The organism is Streptococcus mitis, from assembly GCF_047463435.1.
In the GTDB taxonomy this organism is placed as follows: Bacteria; Bacillota; Bacilli; order Lactobacillales; family Streptococcaceae; genus Streptococcus; species Streptococcus mitis_DS.
The window spans coordinates 222,790-241,627 of record NZ_JASHDW010000001.1; the positions used below are offsets into that span (position 1 = coordinate 222,790).

The window sequence follows — 18,838 nt, forward strand, 5'->3', positions numbered from 1 at the left end:
ATAATCTTGATTAATTTCTTCTTACCAATTCCATCATATCATAAGGCAGGGTATTGGCAGCTTCCTTCAAGGAATAGTTCTCTAAGTTATTCACATTTTGTCGCAACTTCTTGGCATATTTGGTCGTAATCAATCGTTTCTCTTCATATTCGAAAATCAATTTACGCTCCAGATAATAGCCTCTCAGCATTTCATCGATATTGTTGGGCTTGACACGATTGATAACCCGTTCGACAAAGGCACCACTGGTGATGATAGCTGTTTCACGGAGACGAGAATCCTGCATGAAGCTGATTAAAGAGCTCTTATAAACCCCTTTTAGGTTCTCCAAACTTTCGATAATCATCTCTGTATTTTCTAGATAGAGCTCTGCAATTTGGTCATAGTCAAGGGCTCTGAGTTTCTGTGATTCTTCATTTTTCCAACTGCGGAAGGTCTTGCCAAAGGTAAAGACTTCGTGGAGGAGAAAACGTAAAATCCGCAAGGAAACAAGGAAATAATAGGTCAATCGTGAAGCAAACTTGCGATTGATACTTTGTTCTATGCTTTTCAAATAACGTTGGTAGACTCGATAAGCACGCTCACTCATCTTTCCTTCTTCGTAGGCTTGTTCTAAACCATCACTTTCAATACTGAGGATAAGAAGCTTCAAGGCCTCCCAGTCTTCTTGAGCCCCCTTATTTTCTTGACTCAGGATGAGATTTTCAATACGTCCATGGTAATTGTCAATAGCCGCATAAAGGGGAAGTTTATTTTTGGTGTCTTCCAACTCTTTTTCCAACTCTAGCGTTACTTCATTCAAAATGCCAATATGCATGAGATAGTCCTTGCTTTCTTCCTGTTCATCAGAAAGATGAGGCAAGACCACGAGGCCTGTTAAAAAGCTTACTAGCGTCACACCTGCGACAAGGAAAAGCAAGAGAGGATACTCCTGTTCTAGATTACTTGGTATCAAAAGGATCGTAGCAATCGACACCGTTCCCTTGACACCTGAGAAGGTCAAAAGAAGCATGTCCTTCATATACTTATTTAGCTTTTTCTTGAGACGTCTAGTCCTATAGGCATAATAGCCATAAATCATGACAAAACGAATAGCAAAGAGGACAAAGGTAAGGGCTATAAGAGATACCAATAGAAGTATAGGATTATAGATTGAATTGGTCAAGATAGGTTCTGCTATCATTTCCAACTCCATCCCTAAAATCACAAAGACAGAACCGTTCAGCATAAAATTCACTGTATGCCAAACCGTCTCGGTTACTGTATCCACTTGTGCTTCGAGGAGCGTAATTTTCTTAAAACGGCTTGCCTTTAAAATCCCAGCAACTACAACGGCAATAATCCCTGAAACGTGGACTTCTTCTGCTAGGAAGAAGGTCACCAGAGGCAAACTCAATTCTAATAAAAGTTCGCTGGCAATATCCGTTGCTCTCACACTCAGCAAGAAGCTATGTAGGAAACGGTTGGTCATGGCTGTTACAAATCCAATTAAAAAACCGCCTAGGATTGAAAAGATGAGCGAACTACTCGCTTGCCCAAGGGAAAAGGCTCCAGTTGTCCAGGCTGTCAAGGCAACCTGAAAGGCAACCAAACCAAATGCATCATTCAAGAGTCCTTCACCCTTAAGAATATTGGACACGCGCTTAGGAAAGCTAAACCGCTCCGAAAGAGAGGCAAAGGCCACCAAATCCGTAGGACCAAGGGCTGCCCCAACAGCCAAGCAAGCCGCCAAGGGAAGACTGAACCAAAGAAGATGGGCCAAGCCACCCAAACTCAAGGTCGAGATGAAAATCACTGGAAATATGAGATAAACAATGATTCGCCAGTGTTTTAAAATAGCCGTAATATCCGCTTCTTCAGACTCTCGGAAAAGCAAGGGACCGATAACCAGTGCCAAAAACAACTCTGTATTGAGGTGAAAGTTGGTATTGGGTAAAAAGAGACCAATCACAATTCCCAAAAGAATTTGCACCAAAGGAAGAGGCAAAAAGGGCAGGAGCTTATTGGTTGTACTTGAGACAATCAAGACCAGTAAAAATAGGATGAGGTAAATCAGTAATTCCACGCACGTCCTCCTTAATCTTTTTTACAACAGGATTCAAATATCTCCTTCTGCTCTTTGATTTTTTGGTCAATCTTGGAACAGTCTTTGTGCTCAATTTTTCTCTGGCACCGTTCCATTTCAAGAGTAACTAATTTTTTCTTGATTTTAAGCATTTTTTTGCTCATATGCGCTTGGTCTAACACACCCACCGCTCGTTCGTGGTGAGTTGATTCAACAAAATTCTGGCGCATGGCATCCAGCTTTTCACGTAGGTATTGTTTATCCATGTCTATATCTCTCTAATTTCTCAATCATCACTAAAAATGGTGGGTTGTTGACTTGGTTTAAAGTTCGGTAAATGGCAACTGTGTACTCTTGTTGGTTCAACTGGCTAACAAACTCCAAGACAGCATCCCTCTCAATATCTCCTCCATCATGACCATAGTAGATCATGATAGCAATCCGTCCACCTTTGACAAGTAAGCCACACAGCTTTTCTAAGGCTTCAATCGTTGTCTGAGGTCGGGTAATGACAGACTTATCAGCTGACGGCAGATATCCCAGATTAAAAATCCCTGCCTTGGCTTCTGTCACAAACTGGTCCAGTGTCTCATGGCCTTGCAAGATTAACTGGGCATTTGTCATTCCAGCCTGGCCCAAACGCTCCTTGGTCTTTTCCAAGGCTTGCTCCTGAATATCAAAGGCATAGACTTGCTTAGCTAGCTTGGCTAGAAAAAGCGTGTCATGACCATTTCCCATTGTCGCATCCACTACGATATCGTCCTGAGTTACAACCTCAGCCAAAAAATCATGTGCCATCTCAAGTGGTCTTTTCATTTTCAAACTCCTGTTTTACAGCCTTGCATCCTTGAACACTTCCGCGACGTCGCATCTCCATCTCAATACTGTTGAGAACTTCCCATTTATTGAGGCTCCACATAGGCCCAATCAGCATATCCCTAGGTGCATCTCCTGTGATTCGATGAATGACAATATGCTTGGGAATGATTTCCAATTGGTCGCAGATAACCTTGACATATTCGTCCTGACTCATCAGTTGCAAGCGTCCTTCGTGGTAATCTCGTTGCATACGAGTATTTGTCATAAGATGGAGTAAATGCAGTTTAATCCCTTGAATATCGTTATCCGTAACACAGCGGCGGACATTTTCAATCATCATCTCATGGGTTTCACCAGGAAGTCCGTTGATCAGATGGGAAACAATCTCAATCTTTGGATACTTTCTCAAACGCTTGACCGTTTCCACGTACAACTCATAGGAATGGGCGCGATTAATCAAGTCAGAGGTTGTTTCATAAGTGGTCTGCAAGCCCAATTCAACCGTCACATGCATGCGTTCCGACAACTCAGCCAAATATTCGATAGTTTCGTCTGGTAAACAATCTGGGCGCGTTCCGATATTGATTCCTACTACACCTGGCTCATTGATAGCCTGCTCATAGCGCTCTCGGATGACTTCCACCTTTTCATGGGTGTTGGTAAAATTTTGAAAATAAACCAGATACTTCTGAACATCCGGCCACTTACGGTGCATAAAGTCAATTTCCTTATAAAATTGCTCACGGATAGGCGCATCCGGTGCTACGATAGCATCTCCAGAGCCTGAAACCGTACAAAAAGTACAGCCCCCATGAGCCACAGTTCCATCACGATTGGGACAGTCAAACCCCGCATCAATAGGGACTTTAAAAGTCTTTTCTCCAAAGAGTTTTCGATAATAATCATTCAAGGTATTATAAGATTTCATAACTTTCATTATAACAAAAAACACCCACAATCTCAAAAGCCTGACTTTCCTATAAATTCCTCTGTTTCTCGTTTCCATTAGCGATTTTTTATGATACAATATGGGTATGATTTTAATGAAATTAGCATCTATTTTATTATTGATACTGACTCTAGTAGTCTGCATTATCATAACCAAACTTTTTAGATTAAAAAAACTAGGACGAAACTTTGCGGATTTAGCTTTTCCAGTCTTGGTATTTGAGTACTACCTAATCACAGCTAAAACCTTTACCCATAATTTCCTCCCTAGACTGGGCCTAGCCCTCTCACTCCTAGCCATTATTCTCGTTTTTTTCTTCCTTCTGAAAAAACGTAGCTTTTACTATCCTAAATTCATCAAATTCTTCTGGCGTGCAGGATTTTTAGTAACCCTTGTCATGTATATCGAGATGATTGTTGAATTGATGGCCCAGAAATAAAAAAAAACTAAATCGAAAACACCTCAATCAAACTGAAATACAGTGATTGAAGTGTTTTTCTTTATATCTTTTTCAATAATTCCTATTTACCTTCTTTATCAGGAAAGAGATATCCAATACCAACGCATGCTAGTACGCCTGCTCCAATCACTAGACCACTTGAAATTGGCAAAAGATCCAAAATCGCATTTGCAATGATAAAGGCAATAATCAAACACATGAGACTAGCCTTGTAGTCTTTTTTCAAAAGATTTTCCAGAGTGAAAAAGAGGAACAAGCCTACCGGAATCAATGACCAAAGGTTGACATTCAAACTTGGCCAACCAACAGAACCAAAATACAATACTATCGCTGCTGCTACTAAAAATACAATCCCTAATAATTTTTTCATGTTGATCTCCAATTTCTTTTTTAGAACTTGAGTTATTTGATAGTGAATCCTCACGTCCCTTACAAAAATCATTATAGCAGAGGGCAGTTTCAAGAACAAGTTCTTTTGCCTATCTGGTCCATATCTCGGTCTAAGTGGTTGAATAGTTAAGATAAAATAAGGAAACAGGGGAAAACTATCTTCCAAATAAAAAGGAATTAAGCAACCAAACGCTACTTAATTCCTTAAAATTATCTCATCACCACACTATCTCATCTCAGTACATAAACCATTTTTTCATCTATAGCTTTTGTCTTCATCTTAATCTTTTTTCTTCAATCTAAGAAATACACCTACAGTAAACATTATTCCAGCAATGAATGGTGTAAAACCTTCTCTAACTGTTCCGGTTTTTGGCAACTTATCAGAATGGTTAGTATCCGATTTACTATCGATATTGGTATGTTTATTAGCTATAGTCTCTGGTTCATTAAGATAAACTTCCTTCTTATTTTCAAAGTTTTTATCATTTTTATCAGGAACTGTAGCTGTAACATCCTTAGTTGAATCAGATCTTTGACTTTCATCTAATTGACTATAATTTACTTGTACAGGAACTGTAGTTTTGACATCTTTAGTCGAATCAGATTTTTGTGAATGATTTGCTCTTTGTAAGTCCTCTTTTCTATGACTTTGATTTAATTGGCTATGGCTTACCTGTTTGTTATCTTTCTTTTTCGATTCATCAAAAGTAGGTTTATTTTCCTCCTCCTTTTTCTCCTCTATTTTCTTGAATAGAGGTTTTATAAGGGTATCTTTTGACACATTAATAACATAACCTGCATCTTTTTTCCCTTCGACACCAGAAATTTCCCAGCCATCAAATTGATAGCCTTTTTCTAATTCACCCTTATAGACAGGTAAAATGAAATCTTCTTCCGACACTATCGTTGAACTCATTTCTTTTCCATTTTGAATGGTCACAGTTACCATCTGAGGTTTTAGTTCGCTCACCTCTCCCGTATCTTTGTTTAAAATGAATTCTTTTACGGTTGTATTTCTTGCAAAATCTTTTACAACAATCTTAATGTTTAGTGTCTTATCTGTTAGTTGTTTAATATCATCAAATGATTTGTATTCTTTTCCATTTACATAAATATGTTTGTCTTGAATCTCACCATCGAATCCATTATTTCTTTTATCATTGATATTAAAGACTACAGATTTTCCGTCAGCATATTCAATACTAGTATTTCCCTTAGGATCAATGTTTACTTCTGGTTTAACATTATCATATAAAAATTGATAGTGTACTCCAACCGCTTTCGCATTCAAATCGCTATAGCCAGTTTGAAGATAAACATTTCCATCCATGTCTGTTACCTTATCTGGGAATCCGTTTGCTTTATAGTCTTTCATTCCCCAGTCCATGATGTCACCGTCTTTAACATTAAGCTTAATGTTAAAATCTCTAGTGTTATCAATGTGTAAATCTCCGTAGATTAAATAATTATCTACAACCGATTCATTTACTCTCAACTCCCAGTTAAAACCACCCTTATCAGAAATCTTACCTCTTAAATAAAATTCTGGATTTCGTACATAAATTTTATTAAATTTAGATGGATTAAAGTAGTTCTTGTCCATTGAAAGATTTACTGGTTTTGCATCAATAAATAACGTAGAGCCATCTTCTTTTATAGCTTCTACATTGGACTTATCCTCTCCTGTGTACTCTTTACCATCCTTACCAAATAATACAAGTTTAGAAGGATCTGTTACAAGATTTCCATCTTTATCGATTGCTTCCCCTTTATCATTCATTTTAAAGGTAAACACTTGATACCTTACAATGTTAAAGCCGTCCAAAGCCGACATTAATACTGGTTGAGTACTTCTTCCATCTTCAACATTTCTACTATCAGCATAAATTATTTTTTCTGATAAGACTCTTAGATTAGGATTGGCCTTTTGGATTTTTGCTATATCTTCCTGGCTATAAACTCCATTTCCTTCTAACATATCCGTTTTTCCAGGATTATAGGTAGTCACTTTTAGTGCATAGCCTTTTCTTAGAATGATGTTATCCTTTAATAGATATTGTTGTTTTTCTGAATCAGAGTAGATTTTACCAGATTCCATGTCCGTTAAATTGGTTGGTTTATTTTTTGAAAGATCTCCTTCTCCTAATTCTATTACATTCCCATAACTTGATGCATACGGATATTCTGTTTTAGTTTCCTTATTTTTTTCAGGCATTCTAATCTTCGTTTCAGCTTTTATCTGATCATCATCTTTCACAAAGAATCTCATATCTCCTGCAAAAGCTAATCCATCCACAATATCATTAATATTAGCGTATAAATCAAATGTCATCGTTTTTGAGTGGGAATCATACTTAGTCGTTTTGATTTCTATCGATTTATAGTTATTGCCATAATATACCTTGGCATTTTTAGAAACATTACTTATCTTTCCAAGAATTTCAAAGTGTCCATCTTTAGACGGGCTTAGAACACCATAAATTTTTGATTTGATTTCGTCAAGTTTTTCAGTTTCATATTGTAAGGCACTACCATCGTCATACGCAATGATATTTCCCTTATCATCGTATTTATAATCGTATTCCTCTATTCTCTTACCAGTTTCACTTGTAAAGTCATCAACTTCTCTAAATTTCTTTTTAATGAGTTTCTTTAAGTCTTTGCTTTCAAAGTCTCTAATTGTTGAAATGGCTTTATTGATAGTAAAGCTAGATTTTTCTTCGGTAGCCTCTTCATTGTCTTGATGATGTTCTACTTCAGTTGCATCTTTTTTAAGACTATCCTCTTTTCTATTTCCTAAATTTTTAAATTTAGATTCGGCAATCTCGCCAAGCTTTTGGTATTTAGATGAATCCTGATCAGGATCTACTAGATAATAGGAAATCATCCCCTTTTCATCAGCATGATCAGCAAATTTAATTCTATGAATCTTTGTGAAATTGCTAGATCCATCTAATGCAATGACTTCAATGATTTTTCCTCTTAAATCTCCTGCACCATTAATTTCATAAATGGTATTTCCGTCTTTGTCAAGTTTTCTATTTCTTCCTTGACCCTCACCTGCATAAGTTACTTCAAGATTTTTCTCAACCTCTCCATCTTCATTAACAAGAGCGGCGCCAGCATACCAAACTTCGTTGGCAATCTCGTCAAATTTTTCAGGATGTTCTTTCTGATCTCTCGCAAATAAAGTTTCATTCTTGTATTGCTCTTTTACCTTATGATAAGTATCCTTTGTAATCAACTTAATTTTTTCAGGATTTGAAAAATCAATCGAAACAATCTTAGGGGCTGTGTTATCAATTTTTACAGGAATATAGGAAACCTGCCATGGATAATCTTTAGTTAATCTATATTTAAATTTATAGAAATATTGACCTTCTGCAATCGGTTCAAATTGACCTCTTATCTTAGTAGCAGGATCTTTGGTATCCTTGCTTTCTGGTGCATTTTCTTCTCTACCTCTAGGGTTATAAATGAGTCCATCCCATTTCAAGTCACCCCAAACTTTTAGTTTAGAAGATTTGATTCCCTTTGCATCATTTCTTTTAGAGTTTAAAATTCCTTTAATAAAGTGTTCTCTCGAAATGACTTTTAAGTCGATTTGATTTTCTCCCTCTTTATTTGTATTTACTATTGAAATCAATCCTTCTTCTGCACTTCTTAATACAAGCGGAGAAGGTGTTAATCCTCTTTCAAGTTGAGCATCTTGAGGATTTCCATTTGAATCTAAAGGATAAATTTTGGCAATATTAGAACCACTTGATGATGGTGCGTTGATTCCTTCGTTATTGAAAGCAAACAATTCTGGATTTTGATCAAGCGATGTTATATTTTTATCTTTTCTATTTTGTATAACTCCTGCTGGGTTAAATTTATCTATACCATGTTCTCCACCAATTCCCTTATTTAAGGTTCCTGGAATTTTTGGTTTACCATCATCATCATAACCTTCCATTGTTTTTGATTTTGATCCTTCTTCCCAGGCCCATTTATCAAGGATTGGTTCTTTATTCCAATCCCCAGCAAATCCCATTAGAGGCATCGATAAAGAAGGTTGGAAATTTGTTTTCTTCCCGTTGGAGTTTAGAGCTTCCATTTCTTCCACTGACTCAAAATGAATAAATGATTCTACAAATTTATTTTTATTTTTAGCCTCTCCAACGTTTATAACCGCATTTAAATCAAAGCTAGAGTTTGGGCTTATAGTGAAAGTGTCATGCTCAAATGTGATATTTGCTCCTTTGATTTTTTCTGGGTGAATTTCTGGAACAATTTGCTTCCCATCTGGGGATTTTTCGTCTTTATATGTTTCATCCAGTTTTAGTCTATCAGTTAGAGAATCTGTAGTTATAGCTGATGCTGAAACTTTAAAGGTCAAAGGTCTGTTTGATGTATTGTGAAGCTTAATTGTAAAGTATTTTTTATCTCCTTTTATTTCTTTAAGAGAAATAGAACCATAAGAGTTTACCAAACCTTTAGAATCCTTGTTTTTGAAAGTCGCTACGACTTCATTTCTCAAAGCATTGGCCACATTAATTAGCCCTGCTCCCTGCTGTCTAGGTGATGCAAAGTATTGGCTTTTTTCTTTCCAAGAAGTCGCATCCATCATAGGTCTTGCAGTATTTTGTAGGGCTATTTTTGTAAGACTCGTAAGGTCTATTTTGTCATCTCCCTCAAGATTTTTCAATACAGGTCTTTCAAGCATTTCCTTTAACTTTGGTCTGATCAAAACAGTAGAAGCTGCCACGATTGGAGTTGCCATACTAGTTCCTGACATATAGCCATAAGTTGATTTCCCATTAATGACATTGAGAGTGGATTTAATATTTTTACCTGGCGCTGATACATCAGGCTTCAAAAGCAAATCTGTTCTCGGTCCCCAAGATGTAGATCCTGCTGGAACTATGACATCTTCTTTATACAATTCTTTGTCTGTGTCAGGTGCAAACTTAAAGTCAATCTCTTTTTCGTCACCTACATTCGGTTTATTAGAATTATAGCTTGCCATATCGATTGGATAGTATTGCTCCAATTTATCTTTGAAATCTTCCTTATTATTTCTTTTAACTTCAGTTTTTTTATCAGGACTAATCATGTTCCATAGCTTTACACCATCATCTCCTGAAATTGAAAATACTTGACTAGTAGTTCCTTCATCCTCCTCATATCCCATAGCTGGAAGCTCTGTCCAATTATCTCTATTGTAGTAATTGACAGTATTTACAACCATAATGCCACGTGCGCCCTTATCCGTAGCTCTTTTAAAAGCATCTTTTAAATCCTTGGTATAAATTCTATCCATTACTGCAATTTTGCCCTTAAGATCCAATCCTATCAAATCTTGATCTTGACCTTTGCCTATATATACAAATTTCAATTTATCAGGAGCTTTTGAACCATCTTCATTTGTTGTGATTTTATTCTTATCGAAAAAGGCCCCTATATTTCTGTATTTAAAACTTTCTCCACCTATGTTGACTTTATCAAACTCAACTGTTTGATTTTTAGCAGATGCGACCGCTATCGCATCTTCATGTGCTGCAGTTCGCGTTACATTTCCAGTGTCGGTCATTTTCAGATTATTATTTGCTACTAAATCCCATGAAGAACTTGAAGCAGAAGTCGCATAGTTACCCGTAGCTACAACCATTGGAATGCCTGCTTTTCTTAACGCTCTAATAGCTTGCCAATATTTCTCACCTACAAGACCTGTCCCTGTAAAGCCAGATGATACCGAAACAACATCAACATTGTGTTTGATGGAATCTTCAATAGCATGAAACATTGTTTCATCTCCTGCGAAGCCAGATCCTGCGTCAGAGTACATTTTATAAGAGAAGATCTGTGCATTAGGAGCAATTCCATCTATTCCGTTAAAGTTCTTGATGTCTTTTTCAGTATCATTTCCCGCAAGAATCCCTGCAATATGCATTCCATGTGGATCAAAATAATCGCTTCCATCATCAGCTTTTTCTACAGTTATTTTACCACCATTATAATAATTGAATGCATGAGGAATTTTATCACTCAACCAGAAATTTTTATCAGTGCCTTTTAAGTCTTCTTTTTTAAATCTCATTGAGTCTTTAGCATCATCATCAATCCTCATGGCCTTATGCCTATAATCCGTTCCCGTATCTATATTTGAAATGACCATACCCCGGCCATCAAAATTTTTCCCAAATTGAGCATTAATGACCTTTAGGTAATCGATAGCCTCCTCAACTCCAATTTCCTTTCGGGCATGATTCATCATCGGTTGGACTTTCTGTGCCCTTTCAACAGATGAGATACCTTCTATTAGTTTAATCTTATCCAAATTATCTGGAGTTGTTTCTATTGCAACACCATTAAAAACCGTATCATAAGTATATAAAACTTTTGTATCTTTAAGATTGGATAATTCCTTGATTGCTTTTTCTCCAGATTCTTTATCTTTAAATTCAGCAATATAGACAAGTTTATCCTCTTTTTTGGGACTTTCTGGGTCTTTACTTGCAGACGAGTCCGCTTTATCTCCTTGGGATTGATTGGAATCTTCTTTGATTTTTTCTTCTTCATTGCTAGTGTTATTGTCTATTACAGGATTTTTACTAACAACTTCTTTTTCCTCAATAATTGTTGTTTTCTTTTCTTCAGTATCCTTTGAAGTTTCTATAACATTATGAATATCTTCAAGTTTTTCTTTGTTTTCGTTTTGTTTACCTACTACTACTGTTTCTTTATCAGGTATTTTTAAAGAATCTTCAGAACTAGGTGTATCTGCTAGGATTACCTCGTTAGGAACATATGCTCCTAAAATAACTGCAGCTGTGGTTAATGACAATACTGTACTTTTTTTCATTTTAATTCCTTACATATTTATTTAACTTCCAATAGATAGTAAACTTTAACTTTGCTAGCCTTTGTTATAAAAAGTTTTACTAAGTATTATCTAGGAAATAGAGTAGTGCATTTATATATAATTGTTAACTCTCTGAAAATAGTATATCAATTAAAAATTTTTAAGTCAAGAAAAATTAATATGCGTTAATTTGTTTTTTAACACACATTAAAAATATAGAGTCAAAAACTTTCGTAGTTAGCTGGGGTACATTATCAGAACATTCACACCATCAAAAATAGTAGCAATCAAATTAAAGCACTAGCAACATCACAAAGTCAAACATCATTGATGAAATATCAGCGCTATTAAACAATATAAAAAACCGCTAAGAATAAGACTTAACGGCTATCTTCTACATATCTATTTTTTCAAATCCTCAGTCGTTTATCGACCTATAACCTAGGCTTTACGAGTGCCTTGCTCTGCCAACTGATACTCAATGAAAATCAAAAAGCAAACTAGGAAACTAGCCGCAGGTTGCTAAAAGCACTGCTTTTAGGTTGTAGATAGAACTGACAAAGTCAGTAACATATATACGGCAAGGCGACGTTGACGTGGTTTGAAGAGATTTTCGAAGAGTATGAGCTAAATCGGCTATTACACTTAAAGTATAGCACTCTGAGAATAGGTGTCAAGTAATATTATTCAAGCTTCTTAATCAAAATCTGACAAGGGTTTTGAGAGCCCCAAAGCTGTGGAAAAATCTCTAACTTTTTAAAACCAAGACTGCGATAAAAGACATTCGTTCGATCATAATCTTTATTAGAACTTTCTGCCACTGTTTTGACCTGCAGATAATCAACTTTTTTACGAGCTTCGCTCTCTAAAGTAGCAAGCAATTGGCTCCCAATTTTTCTACCTTGATAAGCTTTTTTTACGCCGAGACAATCAATCTCTGCACAATCTTCACTCGAATAGGACAAACTTACAAATCCAGTCAAATCACTCTCCTGATAGGCGGCCCAAACTTGCAAATCCGTGGTTCCTTCTATATAGGCTTGTGTGCTTTCTGGGATTCCAAACCATTCTGGCAAATCCTTCAAAACCTCAGCGACAACTGCCTTTTTTTGATTTTCATACTTGACTTCTTCAATTACAAACATCATAAGTTCCTTTCTTGATTTTAGTCTTACTTTAGCTTTTACGAACCTGCACTTTCGTAGGAATCCAAGCCCTTGTCCCAGAGTTTCAAGGAAATACCTAAGAAGACCAGGGAAATCAAAATCAAACCTCCGATGTTAAAAAAGACATCCTTGTCCTGCAAGAAATAGCTAGCAGGATAATAGGCCGTAAAGGCAAATGGTACGATAAAGCTAATCAACCAACGAAGAGCGGAATTATAAATTGAAATTGGATACTTGGCAAAATCATTAAACATATAGAAAATGTAAATCATGGCGCCTGACTGCTTGGTCCAAAAAGCAATACTGGCTGTAGCGATTTTCAAGGAAGTATAAATCAAGGTCGCAAAAGGAATACAAACTAGGAAAAGCAGTAATTTTGGAAGCGTCCAAGCAATGCTGGTCACTGTTGTTCCCAGTAGGATGCCACCGACCAAGAGTTCGCCCAAGGCATCAATCTGAAAGGTCTCAACTAGGATGTGAAAGAGAGGATTGATAGGACGAGTCAGATACTTGTCAAACTCACCTTTTCTCACCAAGCGTTGCCCTAGCGCCCATAGATTGTCAAAAAAGAGATGGTCCAGTCCCTTGGGAATCAAGGAAAATCCATAGATAAAAGCAATTTCTTGAAAAGTCCAACCTTCTAGGGATGGAATATGTTGAAAAATGACATTGAGAAACAAGAGATTCAAGCCTTGAGTTAGAAAAACTCCCAGCACACCAACCATAAAATCAATCTTATATTCCATGATTTGTTTGATGTATTGTCTGATAAAAATCAGATGCATGCGTTGATATTTTTTCATACTAACCTCCCTGAATGGTAATAAAGGACTGGACTCGTTTCCAAATCAACTGAGACAATCCCACCATCACTAAGAGCCAGAAGAATTGCAAAGCGAGTGCCTGAAGAATCTGATTAGTATCGTATTTCCCAACAATGATCATAACCGGAGTATAAATCAAGGATGAAAAAGGCAAGAAGGAGAGAATATCTGCAACGACCTTCGGAAAGAAAGCCAAGGGAATCAAACTTCCTGACATAAAGGCCACTAAGGAAGTCTTGAGTAGATTGGAACCCCAAAGATTTTTAAAGACAAAGGCTGAAAAACCAAAGCAGATATTAAAGAAAAAGTTAATCAGATAGGCCAGCGTCAAGCTAAAAAGATAAAGGACAGTTAAGGCTAGCACTTCTACAATGCCTTGCCCAGATAAGATTTTCATCAAAACAATGACACTTAAAAATGGCAGTCCAACGCTAATAAAAATCAACCACTTGGAACCAAGCTCGGTAAAAAGATAGGAGGCTGCAAAATGCACTGGTCGCAGCAAGCGCATGATAATGGATCCATCCTTAACCTCCTCCCCAATCATAAAGGAAGAATCGGATCTAGTCAGAAGATTGGTTACAAAACTCATGATGATATAGAGGGTGATATCTGCCATACTAAAGCCCTGAATCAAGGACTCTTGTGAGGAATCAAAGACAGCCTTCCAGAGATAAAAGGCCACAAAAGCTCCCATGACATCGCCGATCCGATAAAGAATAAAGTTGACTCGATAGGTAATCAATTCCTGAACACCTGCATTGATAAAGGGTTTATAACGTCTCCACAATTTGACCATCTTAGAGCTCCTTTCGATAGAAGCGGCGGATAATATCTTCAATATCCGTATCCATCATCTTCAAATCGCGGATTTCAAAATCAGACAGGGTTTGCTTAATAATATCAGCCGATTGGTAGCGAGAACTATCGAATTCAATGTTGAGACTGTTTCCTTGTCTATCAATAGTCATATCCGAAAATCCTTCATAGTGAGAAAGGAGATGACTTTGATCTGGTAGCAGTTCAAAAGAAAGAGTCTTCATCTTGCCAAAGGTTTCCTTGAGCTGGCTAACCGTTCCATCAAAAATCTCTTGCCCCTTGTCAATCATAAAAATCCGATCACAAAGTTGCTCAATGTCGCTCAGGTCGTGAGTGGTCAAGAGAATGGTGGTTTCTTCCTCCTGATTGATCTGGGTAATAGCCCGACGAATGTTATCCTTGACCGAAACGTCCAAACCAATGGTCGGTTCATCTAAAAAGAGAACCTTGGGATTGTGGAGCAAGGAGGCCGCAATATCCGCCCGCATCCGTTGACCCAGTGAAAGAGTCCGCACAGGATCCTTGATAAAGTCCTTCAAATCCAAGACTTCATTCAAAAAGTCCATGCGCTTGTGGAAGAGCGAGTCTGGCACATCGTATATCTCTTTCAAGACCGTGTAGGTCTCTTGCAGCGCCAAATCCCACCATAACTGGGTACGTTGCCCAAAGACCACTCCAATATCCTTTACATAATCCTGACGATTATCCTGCGGAATCTTGCCGTTAATCCGACAAAAACCAGATGTCGGTTTTAAAATCCCTGTCAACATTTTGATAGTTGTCGACTTCCCAGCACCATTGGCACCAATAAAACCTAAAATCTGGCCCTTTGGCACCTCAAAGGTCAAATCTTTAACCGCTTCAAAGGTCTGCTTTTCAGGATGAATAAAGGAACGCAAAGCCCCCTTCAAACCCGGTTCCTTTACTGTCTTCACAAAATTTTTCTGAAGATGTTCCACTTCTATCATTGCCATAAATCTCTCCCTATGGTAAGGAATAGAAAATCGTATTTTCAAACGCAAGTATTCTAAATCCTTACTTTCTACACCTTCTACATTTTATTATTACAAAAGGCTTTATACCAACCTATTATAGTCCAATAAAAAATGGAATGCAAGCGTTTGCCTGTAGATTGTGAAATTAGATATTTCTCTCTTAAAATGGTATGTTTAACCCAAAATTCTAGTTTAATAGTTCCCTTAAAACACCAAAAACCCACCCAATGGGCAGGTTCTGTCTGTATTGTTCAGCTAGATTAAGCTTTAGCATCTGGAGCATAATGAACAGTTTTTTCCATGTTTCTTAAAAAGCTTTAATTATGATTTTATAGTAGATTGAATAAGGTATGAACAACTCGCTTAGGAAAGTCAATCTAATCTCTAGAAATATTTTTAACAGTCGTATTGTACTATTTTAGATTCAACCTACTAGATATAAGTTCCATGAAATAGAATATAATCTGACTAAATGCGTATATGTCAATCAGATTTGTTCCCGATTTCAAACAGTAATCTGTCCAAGCTACTTGATTGATGTAACACTCTCAAGATGGTAACTGTATCCTTATCAAAACGATAAAACACTGAATAATTTTTTACTAGTAGTCGTCTAACTTTAATATCTAAACTGAGCAATTCCTCTACAATAGCACATCTTTCAGGAAATATTTCTAAGGTTTTAATCCCTTCTGCAATAGCTTCAAAGTGACTCATAGCAGTTTCCGGCGATTGAAGCTCATCTGCGATATAATGATAAATGGCTTCCATATCTCCTTCAGCTCTTTTTAAAATATTAATGGTTATTTTATTCATACGTTCCGTTCCTTAAATTCTTTAAAGAACTCATTGACAGATCGAACATGACCATTTTCTGCTTCATGATAAACTTCAACCATCATTTGTCCAAATCGTTCAGCTGTCATTTCCTCTACATTCACTGATGAAGGTACATCTGGCAATGCAATATCAAAAGGTATTTTCTTCGTTAATGATACTTGTTTCAATAATAGTGTAACTAATGTTGATATCGGCATCCCAAGCTGCTTCAAAACCTGTTCAGCTGATTGTTTATCTAATTCATCAACTCGAACACTAATTGTAGCTGTTTTTCCCATTCTTATCACCTCACTTACAATTTGTACTGTAATTGTACAGCAATTTGCATTACTTGTCAATTAATACTCAATGAAAATCAAAGAGCAAACTAGGAAACTAGCCGCAGGTTGCTCAAAGCAGTGCTTTGAGGCTGTAGATAGAACTGACGAAATCAGCTCAAAACACTGTTTTGAGGTTGCAGATGAAACTGACGAAGTCAGTCACATATATACGGCAAGGCGACGTTGACGTGGTTTGAATTTAATTTTCGAAGAGTATTAGTCCAAAATTCTGGCTTAATAGTCTCCTGAAAACGCCAAAAAACCTGCCCCAAAGGGCAGGCTGGTGGTTAAGAAAAAAATTTTTTAATCGAAAAAACTCACGATTCTACTGTTAATCCTTCAGTATTTAATGATTGTCATCAGTCTGAAATGATTTCTAACCCCTCAATTACTCTTTAAAAAATCTTCAATACGAGAAACAACTTCATGATTTTGATAATGATAAAGGTCGTGTGGTACGTCCATATATATGACTTTCACATTAGACTGTTCACTAGCAAATTTCTCTGCAAAATTCTGCCATTCTGATTGACCAAAACTAGTACCTTGACCGTTAGACACCAGTAGTAAGGTAGGAATTTTCGGATTAATGTTTGAGGGAACTTTCTTGGCATTTTCCTTTACCTTTTGGGATTCATGAAGCATGGCTTGTGACATCAACTGCTTATAAGCTAGAAGTTTATATTGTTTTCGTTCACTTTCGATCAGAGTTGGATTTTTTATATAAAAGGACTCAGGGAAGTAGCGTAATAAGCCAATCTTGCTGCTCCAAAATGCCACAGTGATTAAGGCCTGATTTTGCTTTAAATTCTCATAACTAGCTGGCAGTGCCCAATCTAACCCAACCAAGGTTTTTACTTCATCAGGATATTTTTCCTGCCAAGCTAAACTCTCAAGACTAGCCATGGAATGAGACAAAATGATAAAAGGACCTTTGACATTTGCTTGTGAAAGAGCTTGACGCGTCTCAGACAAAACCTCCATCACATCTCTTGAATGGTTGCTATCATCACTATAACCATATCCCGCCCTCTCCACGATAACTACCTTATACTGTTTCGATAAGGATTCCGATACTTCTTTAAAATCCAATATAGGAGCAGCAATACCAGCACCTGAGAGAACTACTATAGTCTCAGGGCCATCCCCTTCAACGTAAACATTTATTTGATGTCCATTGACGAGAACTTGTTGCCCCATAGGTGTCAGTGAGGCTTCTTCCTTTTCCAAACTGATACGGTGAAAGATGAATGTAGCGAGTAAAAACAAAAGAATGAAACTAAGAAAGGCAAGAAACCATTTTTTCAGTATTTTCATAGCATTATTGTACAAAAAATCGAACCTTTTAGCAACTTAAGATTGGTTCTTTTACAGTATATTCGCTATATATCCAGACACCAAAAAAACCTGCCTATTGGGCAGGTTTCATCTGTATTGTTCAGCTAGATTAAGCTTTACCTTCTGAACCGAATACGTCGATACGTTCTTCAACTGATGCTTGGATAGCTTTTACACCGTCAGCCAAGAATTTACGTGGGTCGAAGAGTTTTTTCTTGTCGTATTCTGCTTCGTTTGCTTCGTAGTCACGAGCAAATTTACGAGTTGCGTTAGCGAATGCGATTTGGCATTCTGTGTTAACGTTAACTTTCGCAACACCAAGTTTGATAGCTGCTTGGATTTGCTCATCAGGAATACCTGAACCACCGTGCAATACGATTGGGAATCCTGGAACAGCTTCAGTCAATTTTTGCAAGTGATCAAGGTGAAGACCTTTCCAGTTTTCTGGGTAAGGACCGTGGATGTTACCGATACCAGCTGCCAAGAAGTCGATACCAGTTTCAACCATTGCTTTAGCGTCTTCGATTGGAGCCAATTCACCATCACCGATGATTCCGTCTTCTTCACCACCGATAGTACCAACTTCAGCTTCCACTGATACACCATTTGCATGAGCAAATTCTACAACTTTACGAGCTTTTTCAAGGTTTTCTTCAACTGGAAGGTGTGAACCATCAAACATAACTGAAGTATAACCAACTCGGATACACTCAAGTGCATCTTCATAGTGACCGTGGTCAAGGTGGATAGCTACTGGTACAGTGATACCCATTGATTCAACAAGGTTAGCGATCAAGTTGCGAGCAACTTTGTAACCACCCATGTATTTAGCAGCACCCATTGAAGTTTGGATCAAAACTGGAGCTTTTTTAGCTTCTGCTGCACGCAAGATAGCTTGAGTCCACTCAAGGTTGTTTGTGTTAAATCCACCAACTGCATAACCGTTGTCACGAGCTGCTTGGACAAATTTTTCTGCTGAAACGATTGCCATTTTATCAGGCCT

Annotated in this window: 15 protein-coding genes; 1 reads left to right on the top strand and 14 read right to left on the bottom strand. The window is 37.2% G+C overall.

The genetic code is table 11. The features are described 5' to 3' along the window. Positions 1 to 10: 10 nt before the first annotated feature. The 4 genes from QM843_RS01135 to mnmL are packed head-to-tail and all read right to left on the bottom strand — an operon-like array spanning position 11 to position 3,821. Complete coding sequence (locus tag QM843_RS01135; protein WP_414304305.1) at positions 11 to 2,065, bottom strand: cation:proton antiporter; 2,055 nt, start codon at positions 2,063 to 2,065, stop codon at positions 11 to 13. A gap of 11 nt (positions 2,066 to 2,076) precedes the next feature. Continuing rightward, positions 2,077 to 2,331 carry a hypothetical protein gene (locus tag QM843_RS01140; RefSeq protein WP_049516044.1) on the bottom strand — a complete coding sequence of 85 codons (255 nt, stop codon included), beginning with the start codon at positions 2,329 to 2,331 and terminating at the stop codon, positions 2,077 to 2,079. Beyond that, positions 2,324 to 2,881, bottom strand: a complete 558-nt coding sequence (mnmM, locus tag QM843_RS01145) for a tRNA 5-(aminomethyl)-2-thiouridylate-methyltransferase MnmM (RefSeq protein WP_247952774.1) — start codon at positions 2,879 to 2,881, stop codon at positions 2,324 to 2,326. Before mnmM ends, QM843_RS01140 begins: the two co-directional genes overlap by 8 nt. Continuing rightward, the gene (gene mnmL, locus QM843_RS01150) at positions 2,865 to 3,821 is read right to left on the bottom strand and encodes a tRNA modification radical SAM protein MnmL/YtqA (RefSeq protein WP_023946280.1); all 957 of its coding nucleotides are present in this window, start codon (positions 3,819 to 3,821) and stop codon (positions 2,865 to 2,867) included. Before mnmL ends, mnmM begins: the two co-directional genes overlap by 17 nt. 91 nt (positions 3,822 to 3,912) lie before the next feature. On the opposite strand from mnmL, the gene QM843_RS01155 reads away from it, so the two are divergent. Continuing rightward, on the top strand, positions 3,913 to 4,272 hold the full coding sequence (locus tag QM843_RS01155; RefSeq protein WP_078352365.1) for a DUF3397 family protein: 360 nt from the start codon (positions 3,913 to 3,915) through the stop codon (positions 4,270 to 4,272). 82 nt (positions 4,273 to 4,354) lie between these two features. Here the strand turns inward: QM843_RS01155 and QM843_RS01160 are convergent, their stop codons facing one another. From QM843_RS01160 to QM843_RS01205, 10 genes are all read right to left on the bottom strand, one after another. After that, positions 4,355 to 4,663, bottom strand: a complete 309-nt coding sequence (locus QM843_RS01160; RefSeq protein WP_414304306.1) for a hypothetical protein — start codon at positions 4,661 to 4,663, stop codon at positions 4,355 to 4,357. A 300-nt stretch (positions 4,664 to 4,963) separates the two neighbouring features. Then, positions 4,964 to 11,533 carry a S8 family serine peptidase gene (locus QM843_RS01165; protein ID WP_414304307.1) on the bottom strand — a complete coding sequence of 2,190 codons (6,570 nt, stop codon included), beginning with the start codon at positions 11,531 to 11,533 and terminating at the stop codon, positions 4,964 to 4,966. Between the two features lie 683 nt (positions 11,534 to 12,216). Next, positions 12,217 to 12,678: a GNAT family N-acetyltransferase gene (locus tag QM843_RS01170; protein ID WP_261091428.1), complete on the bottom strand. Its 462-nt coding sequence runs from the start codon at positions 12,676 to 12,678 to the stop codon at positions 12,217 to 12,219. A gap of 38 nt (positions 12,679 to 12,716) precedes the next feature. Beyond that, positions 12,717 to 13,502 carry an ABC transporter permease gene (locus QM843_RS01175; protein WP_414304308.1) on the bottom strand — a complete coding sequence of 262 codons (786 nt, stop codon included), beginning with the start codon at positions 13,500 to 13,502 and terminating at the stop codon, positions 12,717 to 12,719. A 1-nt stretch (position 13,503) separates the two neighbouring features. After that, positions 13,504 to 14,322 (bottom strand): ABC transporter permease, encoded by an 819-nt coding sequence (locus QM843_RS01180; RefSeq protein WP_414304309.1) that lies wholly within the window; start codon positions 14,320 to 14,322, stop codon positions 13,504 to 13,506. 1 nt (position 14,323) lies between these two features. Beyond that, the gene (locus tag QM843_RS01185; RefSeq protein WP_261033382.1) at positions 14,324 to 15,316 is read right to left on the bottom strand and encodes an ABC transporter ATP-binding protein; all 993 of its coding nucleotides are present in this window, start codon (positions 15,314 to 15,316) and stop codon (positions 14,324 to 14,326) included. A 504-nt stretch (positions 15,317 to 15,820) separates the two neighbouring features. Further along, a complete protein-coding gene (locus QM843_RS01190; RefSeq protein ID WP_261072835.1) occupies positions 15,821 to 16,153 on the bottom strand; it encodes a type II toxin-antitoxin system RelE/ParE family toxin in 333 nt (110 codons plus the stop codon). Next, positions 16,150 to 16,455 carry a type II toxin-antitoxin system RelB/DinJ family antitoxin gene (locus QM843_RS01195; protein WP_261072837.1) on the bottom strand — a complete coding sequence of 102 codons (306 nt, stop codon included), beginning with the start codon at positions 16,453 to 16,455 and terminating at the stop codon, positions 16,150 to 16,152. The genes QM843_RS01190 and QM843_RS01195 overlap by 4 nt, the downstream gene beginning before the upstream one ends. A 426-nt stretch (positions 16,456 to 16,881) precedes the next feature. Beyond that, a complete protein-coding gene (locus QM843_RS01200; protein ID WP_261072841.1) occupies positions 16,882 to 17,814 on the bottom strand; it encodes an alpha/beta fold hydrolase in 933 nt (310 codons plus the stop codon). A gap of 130 nt (positions 17,815 to 17,944) precedes the next feature. Beyond that, entirely contained in the window at positions 17,945 to 18,826 is an 882-nt protein-coding gene (locus QM843_RS01205) for a class II fructose-bisphosphate aldolase (protein ID WP_001019006.1), read from the bottom strand. Positions 18,827 to 18,838 lie beyond the last annotated feature (12 nt).